At 48.8% G+C, this 15,420-nt stretch carries 21 protein-coding genes and 1 tRNA gene; 16 read left to right on the top strand and 6 right to left on the bottom strand.

Annotated elements, in window-relative coordinates; translation table 11 throughout:
- Positions 1-147: 147 nt before the first annotated feature.
- From folP to folE, 3 genes are read left to right on the top strand one after another with little or no spacing between them, the layout of a single operon-like run.
- Positions 148-912, top strand: coding sequence for a dihydropteroate synthase (folP, locus tag GCE01_RS03060; protein ID WP_099210827.1), 765 nt, complete (start codon positions 148-150; stop codon positions 910-912).
- Positions 909-1,796 (top strand): 2-amino-4-hydroxy-6-hydroxymethyldihydropteridine diphosphokinase, encoded by an 888-nt coding sequence (gene folK, locus GCE01_RS03055; RefSeq protein ID WP_099210825.1) that lies wholly within the window; start codon positions 909-911, stop codon positions 1,794-1,796. Before folP ends, folK begins: the two co-directional genes overlap by 4 nt.
- Positions 1,797-1,804: 8 nt before the next feature.
- Positions 1,805-2,443, top strand: coding sequence for a GTP cyclohydrolase I FolE (folE, locus tag GCE01_RS03050; RefSeq protein ID WP_046900061.1), 639 nt, complete (start codon positions 1,805-1,807; stop codon positions 2,441-2,443).
- Between the two features lie 6 nt (positions 2,444-2,449).
- Here folE and GCE01_RS03045 read toward each other — a convergent pair whose 3' ends face one another.
- Genes GCE01_RS03045 through queE form a run of 3 tightly spaced genes read right to left on the bottom strand, consistent with a single transcriptional unit; the run spans position 2,450 to position 4,319 of the window.
- Positions 2,450-2,983, bottom strand: coding sequence for a 6-pyruvoyl trahydropterin synthase family protein (locus GCE01_RS03045; RefSeq protein WP_099210823.1), 534 nt, complete (start codon positions 2,981-2,983; stop codon positions 2,450-2,452).
- The gene (gene queC / locus GCE01_RS03040) at positions 2,980-3,681 is read right to left on the bottom strand and encodes a 7-cyano-7-deazaguanine synthase QueC (protein ID WP_099210821.1); all 702 of its coding nucleotides are present in this window, start codon (positions 3,679-3,681) and stop codon (positions 2,980-2,982) included. The genes GCE01_RS03045 and queC overlap by 4 nt, the downstream gene beginning before the upstream one ends.
- Complete coding sequence (gene queE / locus GCE01_RS03035) at positions 3,678-4,319, bottom strand: 7-carboxy-7-deazaguanine synthase (protein WP_099210819.1); 642 nt, start codon at positions 4,317-4,319, stop codon at positions 3,678-3,680. Before queE ends, queC begins: the two co-directional genes overlap by 4 nt.
- A 122-nt stretch (positions 4,320-4,441) precedes the next feature.
- Here queE and GCE01_RS03030 point away from each other — a divergent pair, with 122 nt between their 5' ends.
- Together GCE01_RS03030 and GCE01_RS03025 are read left to right on the top strand one after the other, a co-directional pair.
- Positions 4,442-5,281 (top strand): ABC transporter permease, encoded by an 840-nt coding sequence (locus GCE01_RS03030; protein WP_046900057.1) that lies wholly within the window; start codon positions 4,442-4,444, stop codon positions 5,279-5,281.
- 4 nt (positions 5,282-5,285) lie between these two features.
- Entirely contained in the window at positions 5,286-6,050 is a 765-nt protein-coding gene (locus tag GCE01_RS03025) for an ABC transporter ATP-binding protein (RefSeq protein ID WP_064273718.1), read from the top strand.
- A 10-nt stretch (positions 6,051-6,060) separates the two neighbouring features.
- Here the strand turns inward: GCE01_RS03025 and GCE01_RS03020 are convergent, their stop codons facing one another.
- Positions 6,061-6,306 carry a hypothetical protein gene (locus GCE01_RS03020; RefSeq protein WP_099210817.1) on the bottom strand — a complete coding sequence of 82 codons (246 nt, stop codon included), beginning with the start codon at positions 6,304-6,306 and terminating at the stop codon, positions 6,061-6,063.
- A 187-nt stretch (positions 6,307-6,493) separates the two neighbouring features.
- Positions 6,494-6,570, bottom strand: a tRNA-Asp gene (locus tag GCE01_RS03015).
- A gap of 313 nt (positions 6,571-6,883) precedes the next feature.
- Between GCE01_RS03015 and GCE01_RS03010 the strand changes: the two genes are divergently transcribed.
- From GCE01_RS03010 to GCE01_RS02965, 11 genes are all read left to right on the top strand, one after another.
- Positions 6,884-7,735 (top strand): retroviral-like aspartic protease family protein, encoded by an 852-nt coding sequence (locus GCE01_RS03010; RefSeq protein ID WP_244591059.1) that lies wholly within the window; start codon positions 6,884-6,886, stop codon positions 7,733-7,735.
- A gap of 121 nt (positions 7,736-7,856) precedes the next feature.
- Positions 7,857-9,326 carry a methyl-accepting chemotaxis protein gene (locus GCE01_RS03005; protein WP_244591058.1) on the top strand — a complete coding sequence of 490 codons (1,470 nt, stop codon included), beginning with the start codon at positions 7,857-7,859 and terminating at the stop codon, positions 9,324-9,326.
- Positions 9,323-9,595, top strand: a complete 273-nt coding sequence (locus GCE01_RS03000; RefSeq protein WP_244591057.1) for an STAS domain-containing protein — start codon at positions 9,323-9,325, stop codon at positions 9,593-9,595. Before GCE01_RS03005 ends, GCE01_RS03000 begins: the two co-directional genes overlap by 4 nt.
- Entirely contained in the window at positions 9,592-9,951 is a 360-nt protein-coding gene (locus GCE01_RS02995) for a response regulator (protein WP_099210813.1), read from the top strand. The genes GCE01_RS03000 and GCE01_RS02995 overlap by 4 nt, the downstream gene beginning before the upstream one ends.
- Positions 9,948-11,957, top strand: coding sequence for a chemotaxis protein CheA (locus GCE01_RS02990; RefSeq protein ID WP_099210811.1), 2,010 nt, complete (start codon positions 9,948-9,950; stop codon positions 11,955-11,957). Before GCE01_RS02995 ends, GCE01_RS02990 begins: the two co-directional genes overlap by 4 nt.
- Before the next feature lie 28 nt (positions 11,958-11,985).
- Positions 11,986-12,402, top strand: coding sequence for a chemotaxis protein CheW (locus tag GCE01_RS02985; RefSeq protein ID WP_099210809.1), 417 nt, complete (start codon positions 11,986-11,988; stop codon positions 12,400-12,402).
- Entirely contained in the window at positions 12,395-12,820 is a 426-nt protein-coding gene (locus GCE01_RS17340) for a CheR family methyltransferase (RefSeq protein WP_277352345.1), read from the top strand. The genes GCE01_RS02985 and GCE01_RS17340 overlap by 8 nt, the downstream gene beginning before the upstream one ends.
- Positions 12,821-12,849: 29 nt before the next feature.
- Positions 12,850-13,221, top strand: a complete 372-nt coding sequence (locus tag GCE01_RS17335; RefSeq protein ID WP_277352344.1) for a CheR family methyltransferase — start codon at positions 12,850-12,852, stop codon at positions 13,219-13,221.
- Positions 13,221-14,282 (top strand): protein-glutamate methylesterase/protein-glutamine glutaminase, encoded by a 1,062-nt coding sequence (locus GCE01_RS02975; RefSeq protein ID WP_099210807.1) that lies wholly within the window; start codon positions 13,221-13,223, stop codon positions 14,280-14,282. The genes GCE01_RS17335 and GCE01_RS02975 overlap by 1 nt, the downstream gene beginning before the upstream one ends.
- Entirely contained in the window at positions 14,279-14,674 is a 396-nt protein-coding gene (locus GCE01_RS02970; protein ID WP_046900048.1) for a response regulator, read from the top strand. Before GCE01_RS02975 ends, GCE01_RS02970 begins: the two co-directional genes overlap by 4 nt.
- A 4-nt stretch (positions 14,675-14,678) precedes the next feature.
- Entirely contained in the window at positions 14,679-15,002 is a 324-nt protein-coding gene (locus GCE01_RS02965) for a hypothetical protein (protein WP_099210805.1), read from the top strand.
- Between the two features lie 7 nt (positions 15,003-15,009).
- On the opposite strand, the gene GCE01_RS02960 is transcribed toward GCE01_RS02965, so the two are convergent.
- Entirely contained in the window at positions 15,010-15,390 is a 381-nt protein-coding gene (locus tag GCE01_RS02960; RefSeq protein ID WP_046900046.1) for a hypothetical protein, read from the bottom strand.
- Positions 15,391-15,420 lie beyond the last annotated feature (30 nt).

Here is a 15,420-nt window from a genome sequence, read left to right as displayed (position 1 = left end):
CTACGATGCAGGTCTCTTACAGTTGAAGAAGCTGGGATTCTCCGGCTCTTCTCGCACCAAGGTATATCGAAACTGTTCTCTCTGTTTCCGTCTGAAAGTAGCCCTTCACGTCTTTCTGGCTCCCCTTCAGGAAGACAGCCCTTATTGATGGGTATCCTGAATGTTACGCCGGATTCGTTTTCTGATGGTGGTCATTTTCAGGCCCCGGAAACAGCGCTGGCACACGCCCGGTCCATGCTCACTGATGGTGCCGACATTCTGGATATCGGGGCGGAGTCAACGCGACCCGGTTTTCGCTCAGTGCCGGCCGATGAGGAATGGGCGCGGCTTGAGCCGATTATTAACCGTCTTGCGCCCGAGGGCGTTCCAATCTCGGTCGATACAACGAAAGCCGTGGTCGCTCGGAAAGCCCTTCAGGCGGGCGCGCGAGTTATCAATGATGTCTGGGGCTTTCAGGCCGATCCAGATATGGCGTTCGTGGTGGCAGACAGGGGAGCCTCGGCGGTTCTCATGCACAACCGGCATGATTGCGATGACCAATTGGATCTACTGGCGGACTGGCGCCGGTTTTTTGATTATTCACTCAATCTGGCTGAGAAGGCCGGGGTAAAGAAAGACTTCCTGATTCTGGACCCGGGAATTGGTTTTGGCAAAACACAGGATCAGAACGTCCAGGCCGTGGCCTCTCTTGGTATTCTGAAACAGGAGTATGGTCTGCCGGTCCTTCTGGGGCTCTCCCGGAAGTCTATGTTTGGATATCTGCTAGGGCGTCCTGTAGATGAACGGCTGGCGGGAACTCTGGCTGCCAATCTTTTCGGTGCAGATGCTGGCGCTGATATTCTGCGTGTTCATGACGTTCGGGAGCATGCAGATGCGCTGGCAATGCGCCAGATCCTGAAGGACTGTAAATGATTACCGCCCCGCTGACTGCCGTCTTTGTCCGGGATCTTTGTCTGTTCGGCTATCATGGCGTGTTGCCGGAAGAGAACCGGATCGGGCAACGCTTCATCATTGATATCGAGATTCGTGCAGATCTCTCAGGGGCTATCGAAACAGACGACTACCTTCAGGCCGTCTGCTACGGCACTTTGTGCGATATCGCTTCTGACATCGTGACCGGAAAGCCCATGGGCCTGATAGAGGCCCTGGCGGGACGGATTGCTGATGAGGTTTTGAGGCGTCTGGAGCGTGTTGAGCAGGTGCTTGTGACCGTACGTAAGCCGTCTGCACCCGTGCCCTATCCCGTATCGGAAACCGCGACGACAGTTGAGCGCCAGCGGGTTCATGAGGTTGCGTTCTCGCTGGGCGCCAACCTGGGGGATCGTGAGGCAATTCTGGCAACCGCAACAGATTGTCTGTCTCTGGAGAGTGGCTTGCAGCTTCTGAACGTCTCCTCCCTGTACGATAGTGCACCGTGGGGTGGGATCGAGCAGCCGGGATTCGTCAATCTGTGTGTAACGGGTCAGACAACGCTGCGTCCTCATGCAGTGCTGGCGATTTGTAAGCGGATTGAACGGGAGTTGGGTCGGCAGCCGGGTCTCCGCTGGGGCGCGCGGGCCATCGATATTGATCTTCTTCATTATGATGAATGCAGTATTTCTGACCGCATTTTGACGCTGCCGCATCGCCATCTGTTTGAGCGGGCGTTTGTTCTCGAACCTCTGGCGGAAATAGCGGCAGAGCGTGTGATTGGTGGACGTCGGGTGGCGGACGCGCTAGCAGTCCTGCCTCGAACCAGCGGAGATGTGACCCGGCGTGACCCGGATCGTGCCGCTTCGGGGAACGAAGGAGCCTGAAACCCGACATGACTGACCGGAACGCCACGGCTGCAAAAGCCAGCAATGAAGATCTGCGCCCGCTCGAAGGCTTGTCTCGGCCTGCCGATGCGCAAGAGCGGATTGCGGGTGCAGTTCGTACAATTCTGGAAGCGATCGGGGAAAATCCGGAACGCGAGGGCTTACATGACACGCCTCAGCGCGTGGCGAAGATGTATCTGGAAGTGTTCGAAGGTCTGTATGAAGACCCGCGCGATCATCTGAAGACGCAGTTCTCAGCAGACCAGCATCATGGTGCTGTTATCGTCAAAGATATCCATTTCCATTCCATGTGTGAGCATCACCTTCTTCCGGTGCACGGTAAGGCGCATGTGGCCTATCTGCCGGCAGGCGGGCGTTTGACGGGCCTTAGTAAGCTGGCGCGCGTTGTGGAAGGTTTTGCTCGACGTCCCCAGTTGCAGGAGCGCCTGACCGATCAGGTCGCGCAGGCCATGGAGGATGTACTGGCGCCAGAAGCTGTTCTCGTTGTGATTGAAGCCGAGCATATGTGCATGAGTATGCGCGGTGTACGCTCGCCTGGTTCCACTACGGTTACAATGATTGCCCGGGGAACCTGGAAGCATGACCATGCAGCCCGCATGGAGATCCTGTCTCTTCTGCGAAGCTGACAGGCTTTAAAGATCCGATATGCTCATGTCTGCCCGGTTCCACCAGCAGGCGTGGGCAGCGCGCTCGACTTGCGGAAGATAGAATGAGGGATCTCCGCTGAGCTTGACCGTGTTGGTCGGGGTTTCTTCAAGCTCAATTTCATGAACGCGAAGCTTTCCGCCCTGATCGGCCAGAATGGCTGTCAGCTTGGCAAGCAGAAGCGCGGTCATGACTTCGGTCGTGGGGTCGCCTGGCGTGACGACGATCCTGCGTGCGCGTTCAGGCTCGTGATCCCGGAACCATGCCAGCAGCGGGTCTCGCTCCGATAGCTGCAAAGCATGGTCGAGACTGTTATCCACGAAGTCATGCCAGCGGGTTTTGGCCTCTGCGAATGGGAGGATCATGTTCTGGTGACCATCCAGCCATTTCTCTTCAACCGGCCGGAGTGTCACCTTCACATATTCATTATGCCCATGGGGAACCGCACACTTTTCACTGGTGCCAGTAATAAGCCTGTGGCCCATGCAGAAACGGCGCGTAAAGACGAGTTCTGCGGTCATGCTTTGCTCTCGCAATAACGGCGCCATCCTTCAGCACGGAGCTGGCAGGCCGGGCATGTGCCGCAGCCATAACCCCAGGCGTGCTGATGTGTGCGATCTCCCATATAGCAGGAGTGGCTCTCCTGATTGATAAGATCTACGAGCGCTTTTCCGCCGAGTTCTTCCGTCAGATCCCAGGTTTGAGCTTTGTCGATCCACATCAGGGGCGTGTGCAGCACGAAGCGCTGGTCCATGCCCAGGTTCAGGGCAACCTGTAGTGCTTTGATCGTATCGTCGCGGCAGTCCGGGTAGCCTGAATAATCGGTTTCACAGACGCCCGTAACGATATGCTTGACGTTGCGACGATAAGCCAACGCGGCTGCGAATGTCAGGAAGATCAGGTTGCGACCTGGCACAAAGGTATTGGGCAGACCACTTTCGTTGAAGCCAATTTCGGCTTCTCGGGTCAGAGCGGTCTCGGACAGGGCGCCAAGGGATGCCAGATCAATGGTATGATCTTCGCCCAGCCTTGCTCTCCATTCTGCAGAACGGGCGGCCATCTGCGCGCGCAGGGTGTCACGGCACTCAAGCTCGACAAGATGTCGTTGTCCGTAAGCGTAACCTACGGTCTCAACACGATCGAAACGGGACAGAGCCCAGGCGAGGCAGGTTGCTGAATCCTGGCCGCCAGAAAACAGGACAAGGGCGGCGTTGCTCATGGAATTCCGATCATCTTGTGAGTTTGCAGGGAAAGGCGCCAGCGCGGATGAGCCAGACAATACGTAACAGCAGCCTGCGTGTTCTCCAGGCGGTTAGGTCCATCCATTGGCTGCAACCAGAAGTGCTGGAAGGACAGCGTGTCGAACAGTTCGGGCGGAAGCTCGATCTGGGGATATACGAGCTTCAGTTCCGAGCCATTTTTCTGGACCAGGGCGCCACCCGGTTTGGGGCTGACACAGATCCAGTCGATCCCGTCCGGTGCGGCGATTGTTCCGTTGGTTTCAACGGCAATCTCAAACCCCCGGGCCTTAACGGCAGCAATCAGTTCCGCATCCAGTTGGAGAAGTGGCTCTCCTCCCGTGAACACAACATAACGGCGGCCCGAAGCATCAGCGACGCTTTGCCAACATTGTTCGATCGTATCCGCCAGAGTGGCAGCGTCCTGAAAGCGGCCGCCTCCTTCACCGTCGGTTCCAATAAAGTCCGTGTCGCAGAAGCGGCAGGCTGCCGTTTCACGGTCCTGCTCTCGGCCTGACCACAAGTTGCACCCGGCAAACCGGCAGAATACCGAGGCGCGACCCGTCTGCGCACCCTCTCCCTGGAGGGTGACGAACATTTCCTTCACAGCATAAGACATGACCGCAGCATTTCGGCGAGGACGCGGCCAGATGCAAGGGAAAACATTCTTTTATCTGCGGACAGTCGTTTCGACGGCCCGCAGGGGTGGGCAGAAACGTCTTTCATGGTAGGGAGAAGCCCATGGAAGACAGCAACTCCCGTACTCCCATACTCGATCTGGCTCCGCAGAAGGGATTCGGCCGTATCCGGGCCGCATTGGATGACCTGAAGGCCGGCTTTCGGCTGCTGCCACTGGCTGTTGCGCTTGGCTGGCTGGACATCAAGCTCCGATATCGCGGGTCAGTGCTGGGGCCATTCTGGCTGACACTTTCGACCGCAATCATGACGGCAGCCATGGGGGTGGTCTACGGCTATCTTTTCCATATGGATCTGCCGCATTACCTGCCGTTCCTGTCGCTTTCGATTGTATTGTGGGGGTATGTCAGCGGCGTCATTAATGATGCGGCAACGGCTTTTACTCAGAGTACGTCGCTATTCCATGCCAGAAGAATTCCCGCCACGCTGCCGGTCATTCGACTGATTGTCCGTAACGTGCTGATGCTGCTTCACAACGTGGTCGTGATTGCCGTTGTGTTTGGCATCTATCATATCTGGCCCAAGCAGAGCTGGAGCCTGCTTCTGAGCGTCCCGCTCTGGCTTCTGGACAGTTTTTCGATCATTTTGCTGATTGGTATGCTGGGGGCACGCTTTCGGGATATTGCACCGATCATGGCGTCACTACTGCAGATCTTCTTTTTCGTCACGCCTGTGATCTGGAAGCCCGATCTGATCTATGCCGGGCGCCAATATCTGCTGCTCGATCCCTTTTACCCCATTATTGAAGTCATGCGTGGCCCACTCATGGGGTACGAGGTCAGACCTGTTCTTTGGTATGCCGCTATCGGACAGGGCATCCTTCTTTGGGCTGCTGCTGCTGCATTGTTCTGTCGTATGCGTGCCCGTATTCCATACTGGATCTGATGTAATGCCAAGTATTGTCGTTGATCAGCTTCGGATCGATTTTCCACTGTATCATGGCCAAAGTCGCTCATTGAAGCGGCATGTAGGGGACAGGTTATCCAGTCTTCGTCCTGGTTCTCCGGCAGCACATCTTGTTCAGGATGGCCGTGAGAGAACTATTGTTAGCGTTTTACAAGATATCAGCTTCAGTCTCGCGCCGGGTGAGCGGCTTGGTCTGATCGGCCGAAATGGTGCCGGCAAAACGACGCTTCTTCGTTCGCTCGCGGGTATTTACGAGCCAGTACACGGGCGTGTTCGCCTGGAAGGTTCAATCGGGACATTGCTGGATAGTAGCCTTGGCATGAACGTGGAGCTGACAGGACGCGAAAATATCCGCCTGTTTGCGCTGCACGGTGGCCTTTCCAAGCAGCAGACGGCGCAGTTGGATCAGGATGTCGAGGCATTTGCTGATCTGGGCAGTTATATGGATATGCCCGTCAAAGCCTATAGCTCAGGAATGACGGTTCGATTGGCTTTCGGTTTGGCAACAGCCATGACGCCGCAGATCTTGCTCATGGACGAATGGTTCCTGGCCGGTGACGGTGCCTTTATGAACAAGGCACGGGAACGGTTGGAAGCTATGGTTCAGCACGCGGACATCTTGGTGATTTCAACCCATCAGCCAGATATTATGCGGAAATGGTGTACGCGGGTTATCTGGCTGGAAAATGGGAAAATCCGGATGGATGGACCTCCGGATGAGGTTCTGGAGGTTTACCTCACAGCCTGAGTGAGTCGGCTCAGGCCATCGTATCCAGGCTCCTGCTTTTGTCAGTGGCTCCAGACGTGCTGCTTGTTGTGCTTTCAGAAATAATATTGCCGGACGAATCTGTAACTGTGGTGGTGACAGTGCCATCAGCGTTTGTCGTTGTGGTTGTCTCTTCGGCGGAAGAAGAAAAGGATGACGCGTTCGAGCTCTGGCCGGTTGCTGTGGCATAGAGCGCCGACATATTGGAAGCGGTACCAAGAGCAGAAATGGAAGACATAAGTGCATCCTGAGAAGATGAGAGGATGCTTAGAGTTTCTGCTTGGGAGGTTAAGAATTTCTTACGAAATTAAAGGCTCTTTGTAGCCAAATGTAACGCTAATTACTGAAAAACTAAAAGACGGAAAATCCCGTTTTCACTGTAGATTTTTTGGGGGGGGAATTTAGTGGCCACTCTTTAAGGAGAGTGGCGCGAGTGACGGGGCTCGAACCCGCGACCTCCGGCGTGACAGGCCGGCGCTCTAACCAACTGAGCTACACCCGCAAATCGCTTTAGGCGATCTTTGGACCGTCCGTTCGGGGCCGTGTTGGCTTCCTCTCGGTCGGTGGCGGTGATTTAGCAGCGTGCTCTGGGGGTGGCAAGAGCGTTTTTTAAAAAAATGCTTTTTTCGAACAAAAAAAATGACTTGCAGGAAAAACGTGACCTGCGGACAGTGTAACTGTTTGAAACGTTTGATTGGGTACGTGCGGTAATGCGGGTGTTGAAGCGATTGGGAGCCGTTGGACTCCTTTCAGGGGTTCTATCGGCTTGCGCGCCTACCGGGCCTCATAATTGCAAGCTGTATATCAGTGGCGTCATGCCCATCATCAATGACTCTGGATCGCCGATTGTCCGAGCCGGCATAAATGGGCATCCGGCGGCTCTTATAGTCGATACCGGGGCTACGACTTCTGTAATCGGGAGTGCCTATATCTCGCCGTTTGGACTGGAAGTCATGGGGCCGGTCGGTACCATGACGGGTGTAGGCGGCAGCGAACTCGTTCAGGCTGTTCGCATCAAGAGCCTGGAAATGGGGCCATCCAGCGCCAAGAATTTTGCGGTCATTGCCGGTGGGAAGTTTGGGGGGCATGCTGATGGTCTGCCTGTCGTTGGGCTGTTCGGGCAGGAATTTCTGGCAAACTACGATACCATCGTCGATGTGCCTGATCATGTTGTCCAGTTGGTTCGCACGGAAGACTGTTCGTTTCCGACACCAGGGTGGGACGGAACAGTCCACAAAATTCCCGTTACCCACTCTTCGACAGATGGATTGAAAACGAGGCTCCAGATCAAGATTAATGGCAAACCAGCCGAGGCGATCCTGGATACAGGTGCTTCCTCAACTCTGGTGACAATGAGTGCAGCACGAAGGGCAGGGGTCACTCAGGCTATGCTGAATAATGATCCCGTCATGCCTGGATATGGGGTCACGCGAGACCCTATAAAAATCTACCGACATTTCTTTTCTACGCTGGAAATTGGGGACATTGTTTTCAGAAACATCAGACTGGATGTTGTTGATGATCTTTCAGAAAGCGATGTTCTTCTGGGTAGTGACTTCCTGAAGCATTACCGGGTTTGGATCTCTCGGGATGATTATCTTTACGCTCAACATGATAAAGATATTCCTGCTGCAGACGCGGGCCAGAGTACAGCCTCGCAGCCGTAGTCCCTGAATGCTCTGTCAGCGCTGTTAACGGAGTATAAATCAGTCACTTGTAGAACAGCCCTTCATGCCTCTCGCGCCGTGCGGACTTGGGGCAGGTTCTGTTTTGACAGGGTGATCTGGAATGTTCTTTTCGCGCGAGCCTGTACGCCCTGAGAGCAGTGGCATCACATTGCCGCTGCTGTGCGTAATTCTGGCGTTTCCTATGATGCTGCTGTTTGGAGCAGCGTACTGGCGCGTACGCGAAATGTCTGGCTACGGAATTTTAAATTGCCTTGCGCCAGATGCTCTAGTTTTTCTGGGCATAATTCTCTCCGACATTCTGATCTTTTGGAAAGTGTTTCTTCCAGCCAAGCGTCTGTCGTACGGCTTATCTCAACTGGCAGTTCAGGATGTCTTCTCTTCTGGTAACCCTTTTCCTGATCTTGCTGGCGTTCATGAACGTTTGCTAGGTCTGCAAACTGATCTGGAGAGAAGTCAAAAGCGTGCTGTCGAAGCGCAGGCTTCCATAAAGAGTGCTCAGGAAGAAGCTAATCGTTCCCAAAGTGAAGCGATGGCCGAAGCTGGCTCGCGCGATGAGATGATAGACGTACTTGGGGCTGCGTTAAAGAACCTCAAAGCAGGTCGCCTTGACCAGAAACTGGAGGAGGTCTTCCCGGAAAAATACGAGCGCCTTCGACAAGATTTCAATGCGACACTGACTGATCTTCAGAGAATCCTGATGTCTCTGAATGATAGCGTCGGAACAATTTCTTCTGGATCTGCCGAAATTGCGTCTGCCGCCGATGACCTTGCCCATAGGACGGAACAGCAAGTCAGTCGACTTGAAGAGACGACGCAGTCCGTTGGAAGTGTGACGGAGACGGTCAAGAAAACCGCAGACGCGGCAATGCACGCCAGTATTGTGGTGACCCAGACGCGTGAGCGCGCTGAGAGTTCTCGAGATGTCATGGCAGCAGCAATGGCTGCAATGCTTGATATTCAGCAATCATCCAAACAAATTGGGCAAATTCTGGGGCTTATCGATGATATTACGTTCCAAACAAACCTACTGGCGTTAAACGCTGGCGTAGAGGCAGCCCGGGCTGGAGATGCTGGACGAGGGTTTGCTGTTGTCGCCACAGAGGTGCGAGCTCTCGCTCAGAGATCGGCCAATGCTGCGAAAGATATCAAAAATCTTATTACGTCCAGCACGCAGCAAGTCAGCAAAGGCACAGTCCTTGTTCAGGAAACTGGTGTTGCCATGAAGACCATCGTTGAAAATGTCGGTGAGATCAGCGTGCTAATTGGAGAAATCGCGACTGCTGCGCAAAGCCAAGCAAACGATCTGTCTGAAATTAGCCTAGCAGTAAACCAGATGGATCAGAATACCCAGCAAAATGCAGCGATGGTCGAGCAAGCGACGGCTGCAAGCCATAACCTCAGCAAAGAAGCGCGAGAATTGGTGCAGATTGTTCATCATTTTCATGTCGGCGATCGGAACGTATTTGGAGCCGTTCATGCGCAGGTCGATCATAATATCGTTCCCGTGACCTCTTTATTTTCAACGAATGATTTTCAGACCTCTGATGACGGCTGGGAGGAGTTTCGATGATGACAGTGCTTTGTCTCCCGGCAGATATGGGAACTGCATTTGCAAAGCATTTTTTGCAGCAGCTTAGAGACCAAGCGACAGATATTGTTTTGGATGGTGGCGCTGTCAAACGTCTGGGGGGGCGGTGTTTCGAAATTTTACTCTCAGCTCAAAAAACAGCTCATGGGCGCCAAGCCCGTTTTTTTATTCAAAATCCGTCCGCTGAATTTCAGAAAGCTCTCGAATTGTTGGGAGGCACCTTCCTACTTGAGAAGGAAAATAATCAATGAATATAATGATTGTTGATGATTCTAGAACGATCCGAAATATTCTGCGAAATATATTGGAGAAAGCTGGATATAATGTCTGTCCTGCAGAGGATGGATTGGACGCGCTAGAAAAGCTGAAATTATTTGATCCTAATATTATTATTACGGATCTGAATATGCCACGAATGGATGGCTTAGAGCTTGTTAAAAAGCTGCGATCCGGACCTAAGACGCAATACGTGCCAATTCTTTTTTTGACGACCGAAGGAAATTCAGAGGTTCGCAACAAAGGACGTGAATCCGGGGCCACGGGATGGCTGTTAAAGCCATTTACTGCGGATCGCTTGCTTGAGACTATTGAGCGAGTGTTACCATGAACGATCAAGAAGGCTTGGAAGAAATTCGTCAGGTTTTTTTTCAAGAATGCGAGGAACACTTATCTGTACTTGAAGACGAACTCGGAAGCATCGGGACGTCTCCGGATAAACTGTCGAAAATAAATACGATATTTCGTTCAGTTCACTCTATTAAAGGTGGAGCTGCAGCGTTCGGAATGGAAAATCTGGTACGTCTTGCTCATTTATTTGAGGAGGTACTGGAAAAATTTCGATCAGGTCTACTTGATATTGATCAAAATTCAGTCGAAATTTTTTTAAAAGCGACTGATTTTTTGTCTGATATTGTTTCATTTTATCGATTTGGTACTTCATTATCTGATTCGAATGAAACCTACGCTGATCTCAACCATTATTTGAATGATGGAATCGATCCAGATCAAAATTTGATATTGAATTCCATGGTACCGGAAGAGATAGATGAATTTAAATTTCAGCCGGTCAAAATAGATATCATAGATCAAAAAGAAAATACGTTCTTTTTTGAAATAAATCCGAAATATTCATTTTATTCGAACGGTGACGATGCAATAAATTTTCTTGTATTTTTACAGAAGAAAGGAATTATTGAGGTTGAATTGGATGCTACTGAAGTTCCGTCTCTGACGTATTTTGAAGCAGATGTATGCTATCTCAAATGGAAAATAATTCTGAGGACACCTGAAGCCAGGGAGAATATTGAAGAGATATTTGAGTGGTCAGGGGGAGACCTTGGCTGCAAGTTTATCGAATCTCCCTTCTCCAAAGATAATTTAGAATTACAACCTTTACCCATTCCGACGCATGAAAGTTCAAATGATGGTTTAGTCGATCCTGCATTAGTGAATAGAGTTTCTCAATACGAAAATAAAGAGCATTCTACAATTCGTATTGATACATGCAGAGTAGATAAACTCGTAGATTTAGTAAGCGAGCTGGTCATTAACCAGGGAGCTATACGGACTCAGATGCAATCAAGTAATGTTTTGCCCGGATCGTCACTTGATATCGCAGTTTCTGAATTGAATCAGCTTACCCAAGAGTTGCAAGAAAATGTAATGGCAATGCGTGCGCATCCCATTAAAGCTGTTTTTCAGCGTATGAACAGAATTGTGAGAGAGGCAGCGCGTCTTTCTGGAAAGCATGTGGTGTTTCATATCGAAGGTGAGGAAGCAGAGATTGACCGATCAATCTTGGAAAAACTTTCTGAGCCCTTAATGCACTTGATCCGAAATGCCATAGATCACGGCCTAGAAAAACCAAATATTAGAAAAAATAGTAAAAAAAACAATGAAGGAAATTTATACTTAAGAGCTTTTATTCGTTCTGGACGGTTTATCATTGAAGTAGAAGATGATGGATCCGGATTAAATTGTAGTAAAATTTATAAAAAGGCAATTTCTAAGAAAATTATCATGCCAGGAATTCATCTTGAAAAAGAAGAAATTCAAAATTTAATTTTTTCCCCAGGTTTTTCTACTCTTGATGTTGTTTCGGAATTGTCTGGTCGCGGTGTGGGGATGGACGTAGTAAAGAAGACTATATCTGAGATAGGTGGAAATATTTCGGTTTTCTCTGAAGAAGGAAAAGGAACTAAATTCTCTATTTCCTTGCCCATGACTCTTTCTATTATTGATGGTTTAATATTTAAATCAGGAAATCAAAAATTTATTGTTCCAACAAATTATGTTGTTGAAGCCTTTTTATTGGAAGAAAAGAAAATATTAAAAATATCAGAAAATGAGTTAAAATATTTATACAGAAATGAATTAATACCTATAAATATTAAAGAGAAAAAATATCTATCAATATGTTTGGTTTTGCAAAATGAGAAAAAATCGAACTATGCTATAGTTGTGGATGAATTAATAGATCAATCAAAATTTGTGATAAAATCAATAGAAAAAAACTATAAAAAACTATCCGGATTTTTGTCTTCAACTATTCTTGGCGATGGAAGTGTAGCGCTAATTATTGATGTCGATTCTGGCATCGGTAGTTTTTTGTAACTAATTATCTGGAATTGGAATTTAACGGATGTCAAAAAGTCTGGTTTTTTTATCCAATAATCAAGAATACTCTATAGATATATCTTATGTGAAAGAAATAAGAAATTGGATAAAATCAACCATTATTCCAAATTCTCCAGAGTTCGTGGAAGGTATTATAAATATTCGTGGGTCAGTTATACCACTGATAAATTTTGGTAAAAAAATTAATAGTTGTAATGAAAATATTTTAAAAAAAGCTATTATAATTTTAGAGGGAGATAATAAAATAATTTCCTTTTCTGTCGATGATGTTTTGGAAATATTATCTTACCATAAGGAGGACTTGCGACGAATAAATTTTAATGAAAATTGCTCTATTTTAGAGGGGATTATTTCTTTTGATGAGAGGACTATATTTAAAATAAATGAGTCGTTTTTTATAAAAGAATGCATAAATGATTAATAATCATAAACTTCTAAGTAAAAAAGATTTATTAACTATCGCAAAAATTGCAAAAAAAATATCTGGAATTCATCTTGATCAAAGTAAAAAATATACTATTCAATCAGTAATTTCTCGGAGAATCAGGGAGGTTAATGCTGAAAATATAAACGATTATTTTAAATTAATGGAATCTATGGAAGGTGAATATGAAAAAGACAAGATAATATCGGCTTTAACAACAAATGTTACGTCATTTTTTAGAGAAAAACATCACTTTGATTATTTGCATAAATTATTATGCTGTGATTTCCATGCGGAAATAATGAGAGAAGAGAGAATTCGTATTTGGTCTTCCGCCTGTTCAAGTGGAGAAGAAGCCTATTCTGCTGCAATGACAGCAGCTGAAGCAGTAAATTATTCGCATATAAAAAAATAAAAATTCTAGGTACTGATATTGATCCGGAGATGATAAGGCGAGCTCAAGATGGAATCTATTTCAAAAATAATATTCCAAAAAATTTCTCAGAAAAATTTAATAAATTTTGTGATTTTTCTGGGGAGGAATTCTATTTTTCAAGAAATATTAAGGATTTAGTTTTATTTAAAAAACTAAATATTATTGGTGAATGGCCTTTTCAAGCGAAATTTCATGCAATTTTTTGTAGGAATGTCACAATTTATTTCGATAAAAAAACTACTGATCTTTTGTGGAGAAGGCTGTCTAGTCGTCTTCACGTCAAGGGTGAAATTTATATTGGTCACTCTGAGAGAATAACTAATTTTGAAGAATTGGGTCTCCGCCCTATTGGAATAAACGCTTACAAAAAAGTTGTGTGATGCAAGTGCACCATAAAATTTTCGACCCTTATTTACGGCATTCACCTGTATCAGTTTTGATTGTAGATGATTCGCTTACAAGTCGGGCGCTCATAACGCTTTCATTGAAGCGAGACAAACGTATTCAGGTAGTTGGAACTGCAACTACACCTCTTGAGGCGAGGGATATGATTATCCGACTGAAGCCAGATGTTTTGACACTTGATGTTGAAATGCCGGGGATGAATGGGCTGCAGTTTCTTGAAAAGATCATGCGTTTACGCCCAATGCCGGTTGTTATGGTTTCCAGCCTCTTATCTCCACATGGGGAAATTACAGAACGGGCTCGGCAGATGGGCGCTGTAAGCTGCTTTTCTAAAATGTCTACTTTGCAAGGCGAGGACGCGTTTGCGGGGCTTGGAGAAGCTGTGGTTCAAGCTTCGTTATCGCGAACGGCGACCCACTCAGTGAAAAAAGACGTAAGCGATGCCATCGTGGCAATCGGTGCATCTACAGGTGGTGTAGAGGCTCTTTCCGAGGTTTTGCAAAGCTTTCCCGTTGATTGCCCACCCACTGTGATTGTGCAGCACATGCCGCGGCAGTTTTCTGAGAATTTTTCTCGGCGTTTAAACTCAATTTCTCGCCCTCAGGTTAATCTTGTGACCGATTTTTGTCGCCTTGAACGGGGGCAAATTTTGATTGCGCCTGGAGGCGAAGCGCACACGGAAATTGCTTATGATGAAAATACTGCTTCTTACGTCTGCCATTTGGTGCCGCAACCGACAGTGAATGGCCATAGACCTTCGGTGGATGCGCTTTTTCTCTCTGTCGCTAGATCAGTTGGCTCCCAAGCTGTTGGCGTCATTTTAACCGGGATGGAAGCTGATGGTGCGCGAGGGCTACTGGCCATGCGAGAGGCCGGGGCCAAGACAATCGGGCAGGATCAACAGACTTCAGTCATCTATGGCATGCCCAGAGCCGCATTTGAGTGTGGCGCTGTAGAGACGCAACTCCCCTTACCTGAAATAGGCGCTGCTATTCTTCGGCTGGCCGATCCCCACAAAATGGAGACTTATCAATGATTTCTGCTTCCTCCATGTCTGTTCTGCTTGTGGATGACCAGACATCCATTCGTTCTCTGTTGAGAAACAGTCTTGTTCAGTTAGGCTTTGTGAAAGTTTCTGGCGTCCGTAACGGGCTGGAAGCTCTTGAACATCTGAATGCAAATCCGACGCACCTGATCATATCAGATTTCAATATGCCAGATATGGATGGTCTGGAGCTGTTAAAGGCTGTGCGCGCGTCGTCTACGATCGGAAAAACGGGTTTCATTATGTTGACGGGGCAGGCCAATAAGGAGCTGGTACAGCAGGCTATTTCAGCCGGAGTAAACAATTTTCTGGCTAAGCCTTTTACCACAAGCTCGCTAAAATCACGGATCGAGGCAGTATTCGGTCCCATCTGTGGAGCGTAACTCCGTGGATCAGATCAAACTCGCTGTTTTGTTTCAAGGAATGGCACAGCAGTGGGCTCAGGCATCATCTTTCTGCAGAGATGTTGAGACCGTCATGCTGGATGGTTGCGGCCAAAACGCGGTTGGCTCTCTGCAGGGACTGGACGTCCTGATGCAGGAGCTTGAGCAAATGAGTGCGCTCTGCCTGCGTCTTTCGAGGCAGTCTGATGTACAGCGTGTGACAATTGCTAGTCACGAAATTGAACAAGTGACCTTGGAGCATCTTCGAGGGATGCTTAAAGGGCACCCTGTCGCTCCGTTCGCTGCCGCGGATGTAGAACTATTCTAAGTGTCCCTCAGCTTGGCTGACTAGCGTCGCCAGGTTGGGAGTGAACCATTGTCCGATGCTTCTGGAGGCCGCGTAGAAGCTGCTCCGCATCTGAAGGCGTAAAAACAAAACCGACGGGCCCATATGCAGGGTGCTGAAAGGCCAGCAATGACCCCTCGGTCAGCGCATCAATCTGCAAAGCCCAGTTTGTTTTATACACGGGAGCAAAGCGCGCTCCTTCAATCGGCGCTGGCGGGCGCTTTTCCAGTAGCGCGGTGCGTGCCATCCCCAAGCTGGTAATCAGCTGGTTCAACTGGGCTTCGTCCAGAGAAATGTCACCGGTCAGACCGCTTCCATCCAAAAAGGAGAGAATGATCTTTTGCCCGTCTTCTGAGCGGGTTACCTGCATGCGCGGGTTGTTAGTCATCTCGAGCGCCTC

This window comes from Gluconobacter cerinus (genome assembly GCF_002723935.1).
Lineage (GTDB): Bacteria > Pseudomonadota > Alphaproteobacteria > Acetobacterales > Acetobacteraceae > Gluconobacter > Gluconobacter cerinus.
Note: the sequence above shows the minus strand (reverse complement) of the source record. Positions and strands in the feature narration are given on the sequence as shown.

Excerpts from the sequence above, each read along its gene's own strand:
- folP (WP_099210827.1), top strand. The coding sequence starts at position 148 with ATGGGTATCCTGAATGTTACGCCGGATTCGTTTTCTGATGGTGGTCAT.
- folK (WP_099210825.1), top strand. The coding sequence starts at position 909 with ATGATTACCGCCCCGCTGACTGCCGTCTTTGTCCGGGATCTTTGTCTG.
- folE (WP_046900061.1), top strand. The coding sequence starts at position 1,805 with ATGACTGACCGGAACGCCACGGCTGCAAAAGCCAGCAATGAAGATCTG.
- GCE01_RS03045 (WP_099210823.1), bottom strand. The coding sequence starts at position 2,983 with ATGACCGCAGAACTCGTCTTTACGCGCCGTTTCTGCATGGGCCACAGG.
- queC (WP_099210821.1), bottom strand. The coding sequence starts at position 3,681 with ATGAGCAACGCCGCCCTTGTCCTGTTTTCTGGCGGCCAGGATTCAGCA.
- queE (WP_099210819.1), bottom strand. The coding sequence starts at position 4,319 with ATGTCTTATGCTGTGAAGGAAATGTTCGTCACCCTCCAGGGAGAGGGT.
- GCE01_RS03030 (WP_046900057.1), top strand. The coding sequence starts at position 4,442 with ATGGAAGACAGCAACTCCCGTACTCCCATACTCGATCTGGCTCCGCAG.
- GCE01_RS03025 (WP_064273718.1), top strand. The coding sequence starts at position 5,286 with ATGCCAAGTATTGTCGTTGATCAGCTTCGGATCGATTTTCCACTGTAT.
- GCE01_RS03020 (WP_099210817.1), bottom strand. The coding sequence starts at position 6,306 with ATGTCTTCCATTTCTGCTCTTGGTACCGCTTCCAATATGTCGGCGCTC.
- GCE01_RS03010 (WP_244591059.1), top strand. The coding sequence starts at position 6,884 with ATGCCCATCATCAATGACTCTGGATCGCCGATTGTCCGAGCCGGCATA.
- GCE01_RS03005 (WP_244591058.1), top strand. The coding sequence starts at position 7,857 with ATGTTCTTTTCGCGCGAGCCTGTACGCCCTGAGAGCAGTGGCATCACA.
- GCE01_RS03000 (WP_244591057.1), top strand. The coding sequence starts at position 9,323 with ATGATGACAGTGCTTTGTCTCCCGGCAGATATGGGAACTGCATTTGCA.
- GCE01_RS02995 (WP_099210813.1), top strand. The coding sequence starts at position 9,592 with ATGAATATAATGATTGTTGATGATTCTAGAACGATCCGAAATATTCTG.
- GCE01_RS02990 (WP_099210811.1), top strand. The coding sequence starts at position 9,948 with ATGAACGATCAAGAAGGCTTGGAAGAAATTCGTCAGGTTTTTTTTCAA.
- GCE01_RS02985 (WP_099210809.1), top strand. The coding sequence starts at position 11,986 with ATGTCAAAAAGTCTGGTTTTTTTATCCAATAATCAAGAATACTCTATA.
- GCE01_RS17340 (WP_277352345.1), top strand. The coding sequence starts at position 12,395 with ATGATTAATAATCATAAACTTCTAAGTAAAAAAGATTTATTAACTATC.
- GCE01_RS17335 (WP_277352344.1), top strand. The coding sequence starts at position 12,850 with ATGATAAGGCGAGCTCAAGATGGAATCTATTTCAAAAATAATATTCCA.
- GCE01_RS02975 (WP_099210807.1), top strand. The coding sequence starts at position 13,221 with ATGCAAGTGCACCATAAAATTTTCGACCCTTATTTACGGCATTCACCT.
- GCE01_RS02970 (WP_046900048.1), top strand. The coding sequence starts at position 14,279 with ATGATTTCTGCTTCCTCCATGTCTGTTCTGCTTGTGGATGACCAGACA.
- GCE01_RS02960 (WP_046900046.1), bottom strand. The coding sequence starts at position 15,390 with ATGCAGGTAACCCGCTCAGAAGACGGGCAAAAGATCATTCTCTCCTTT.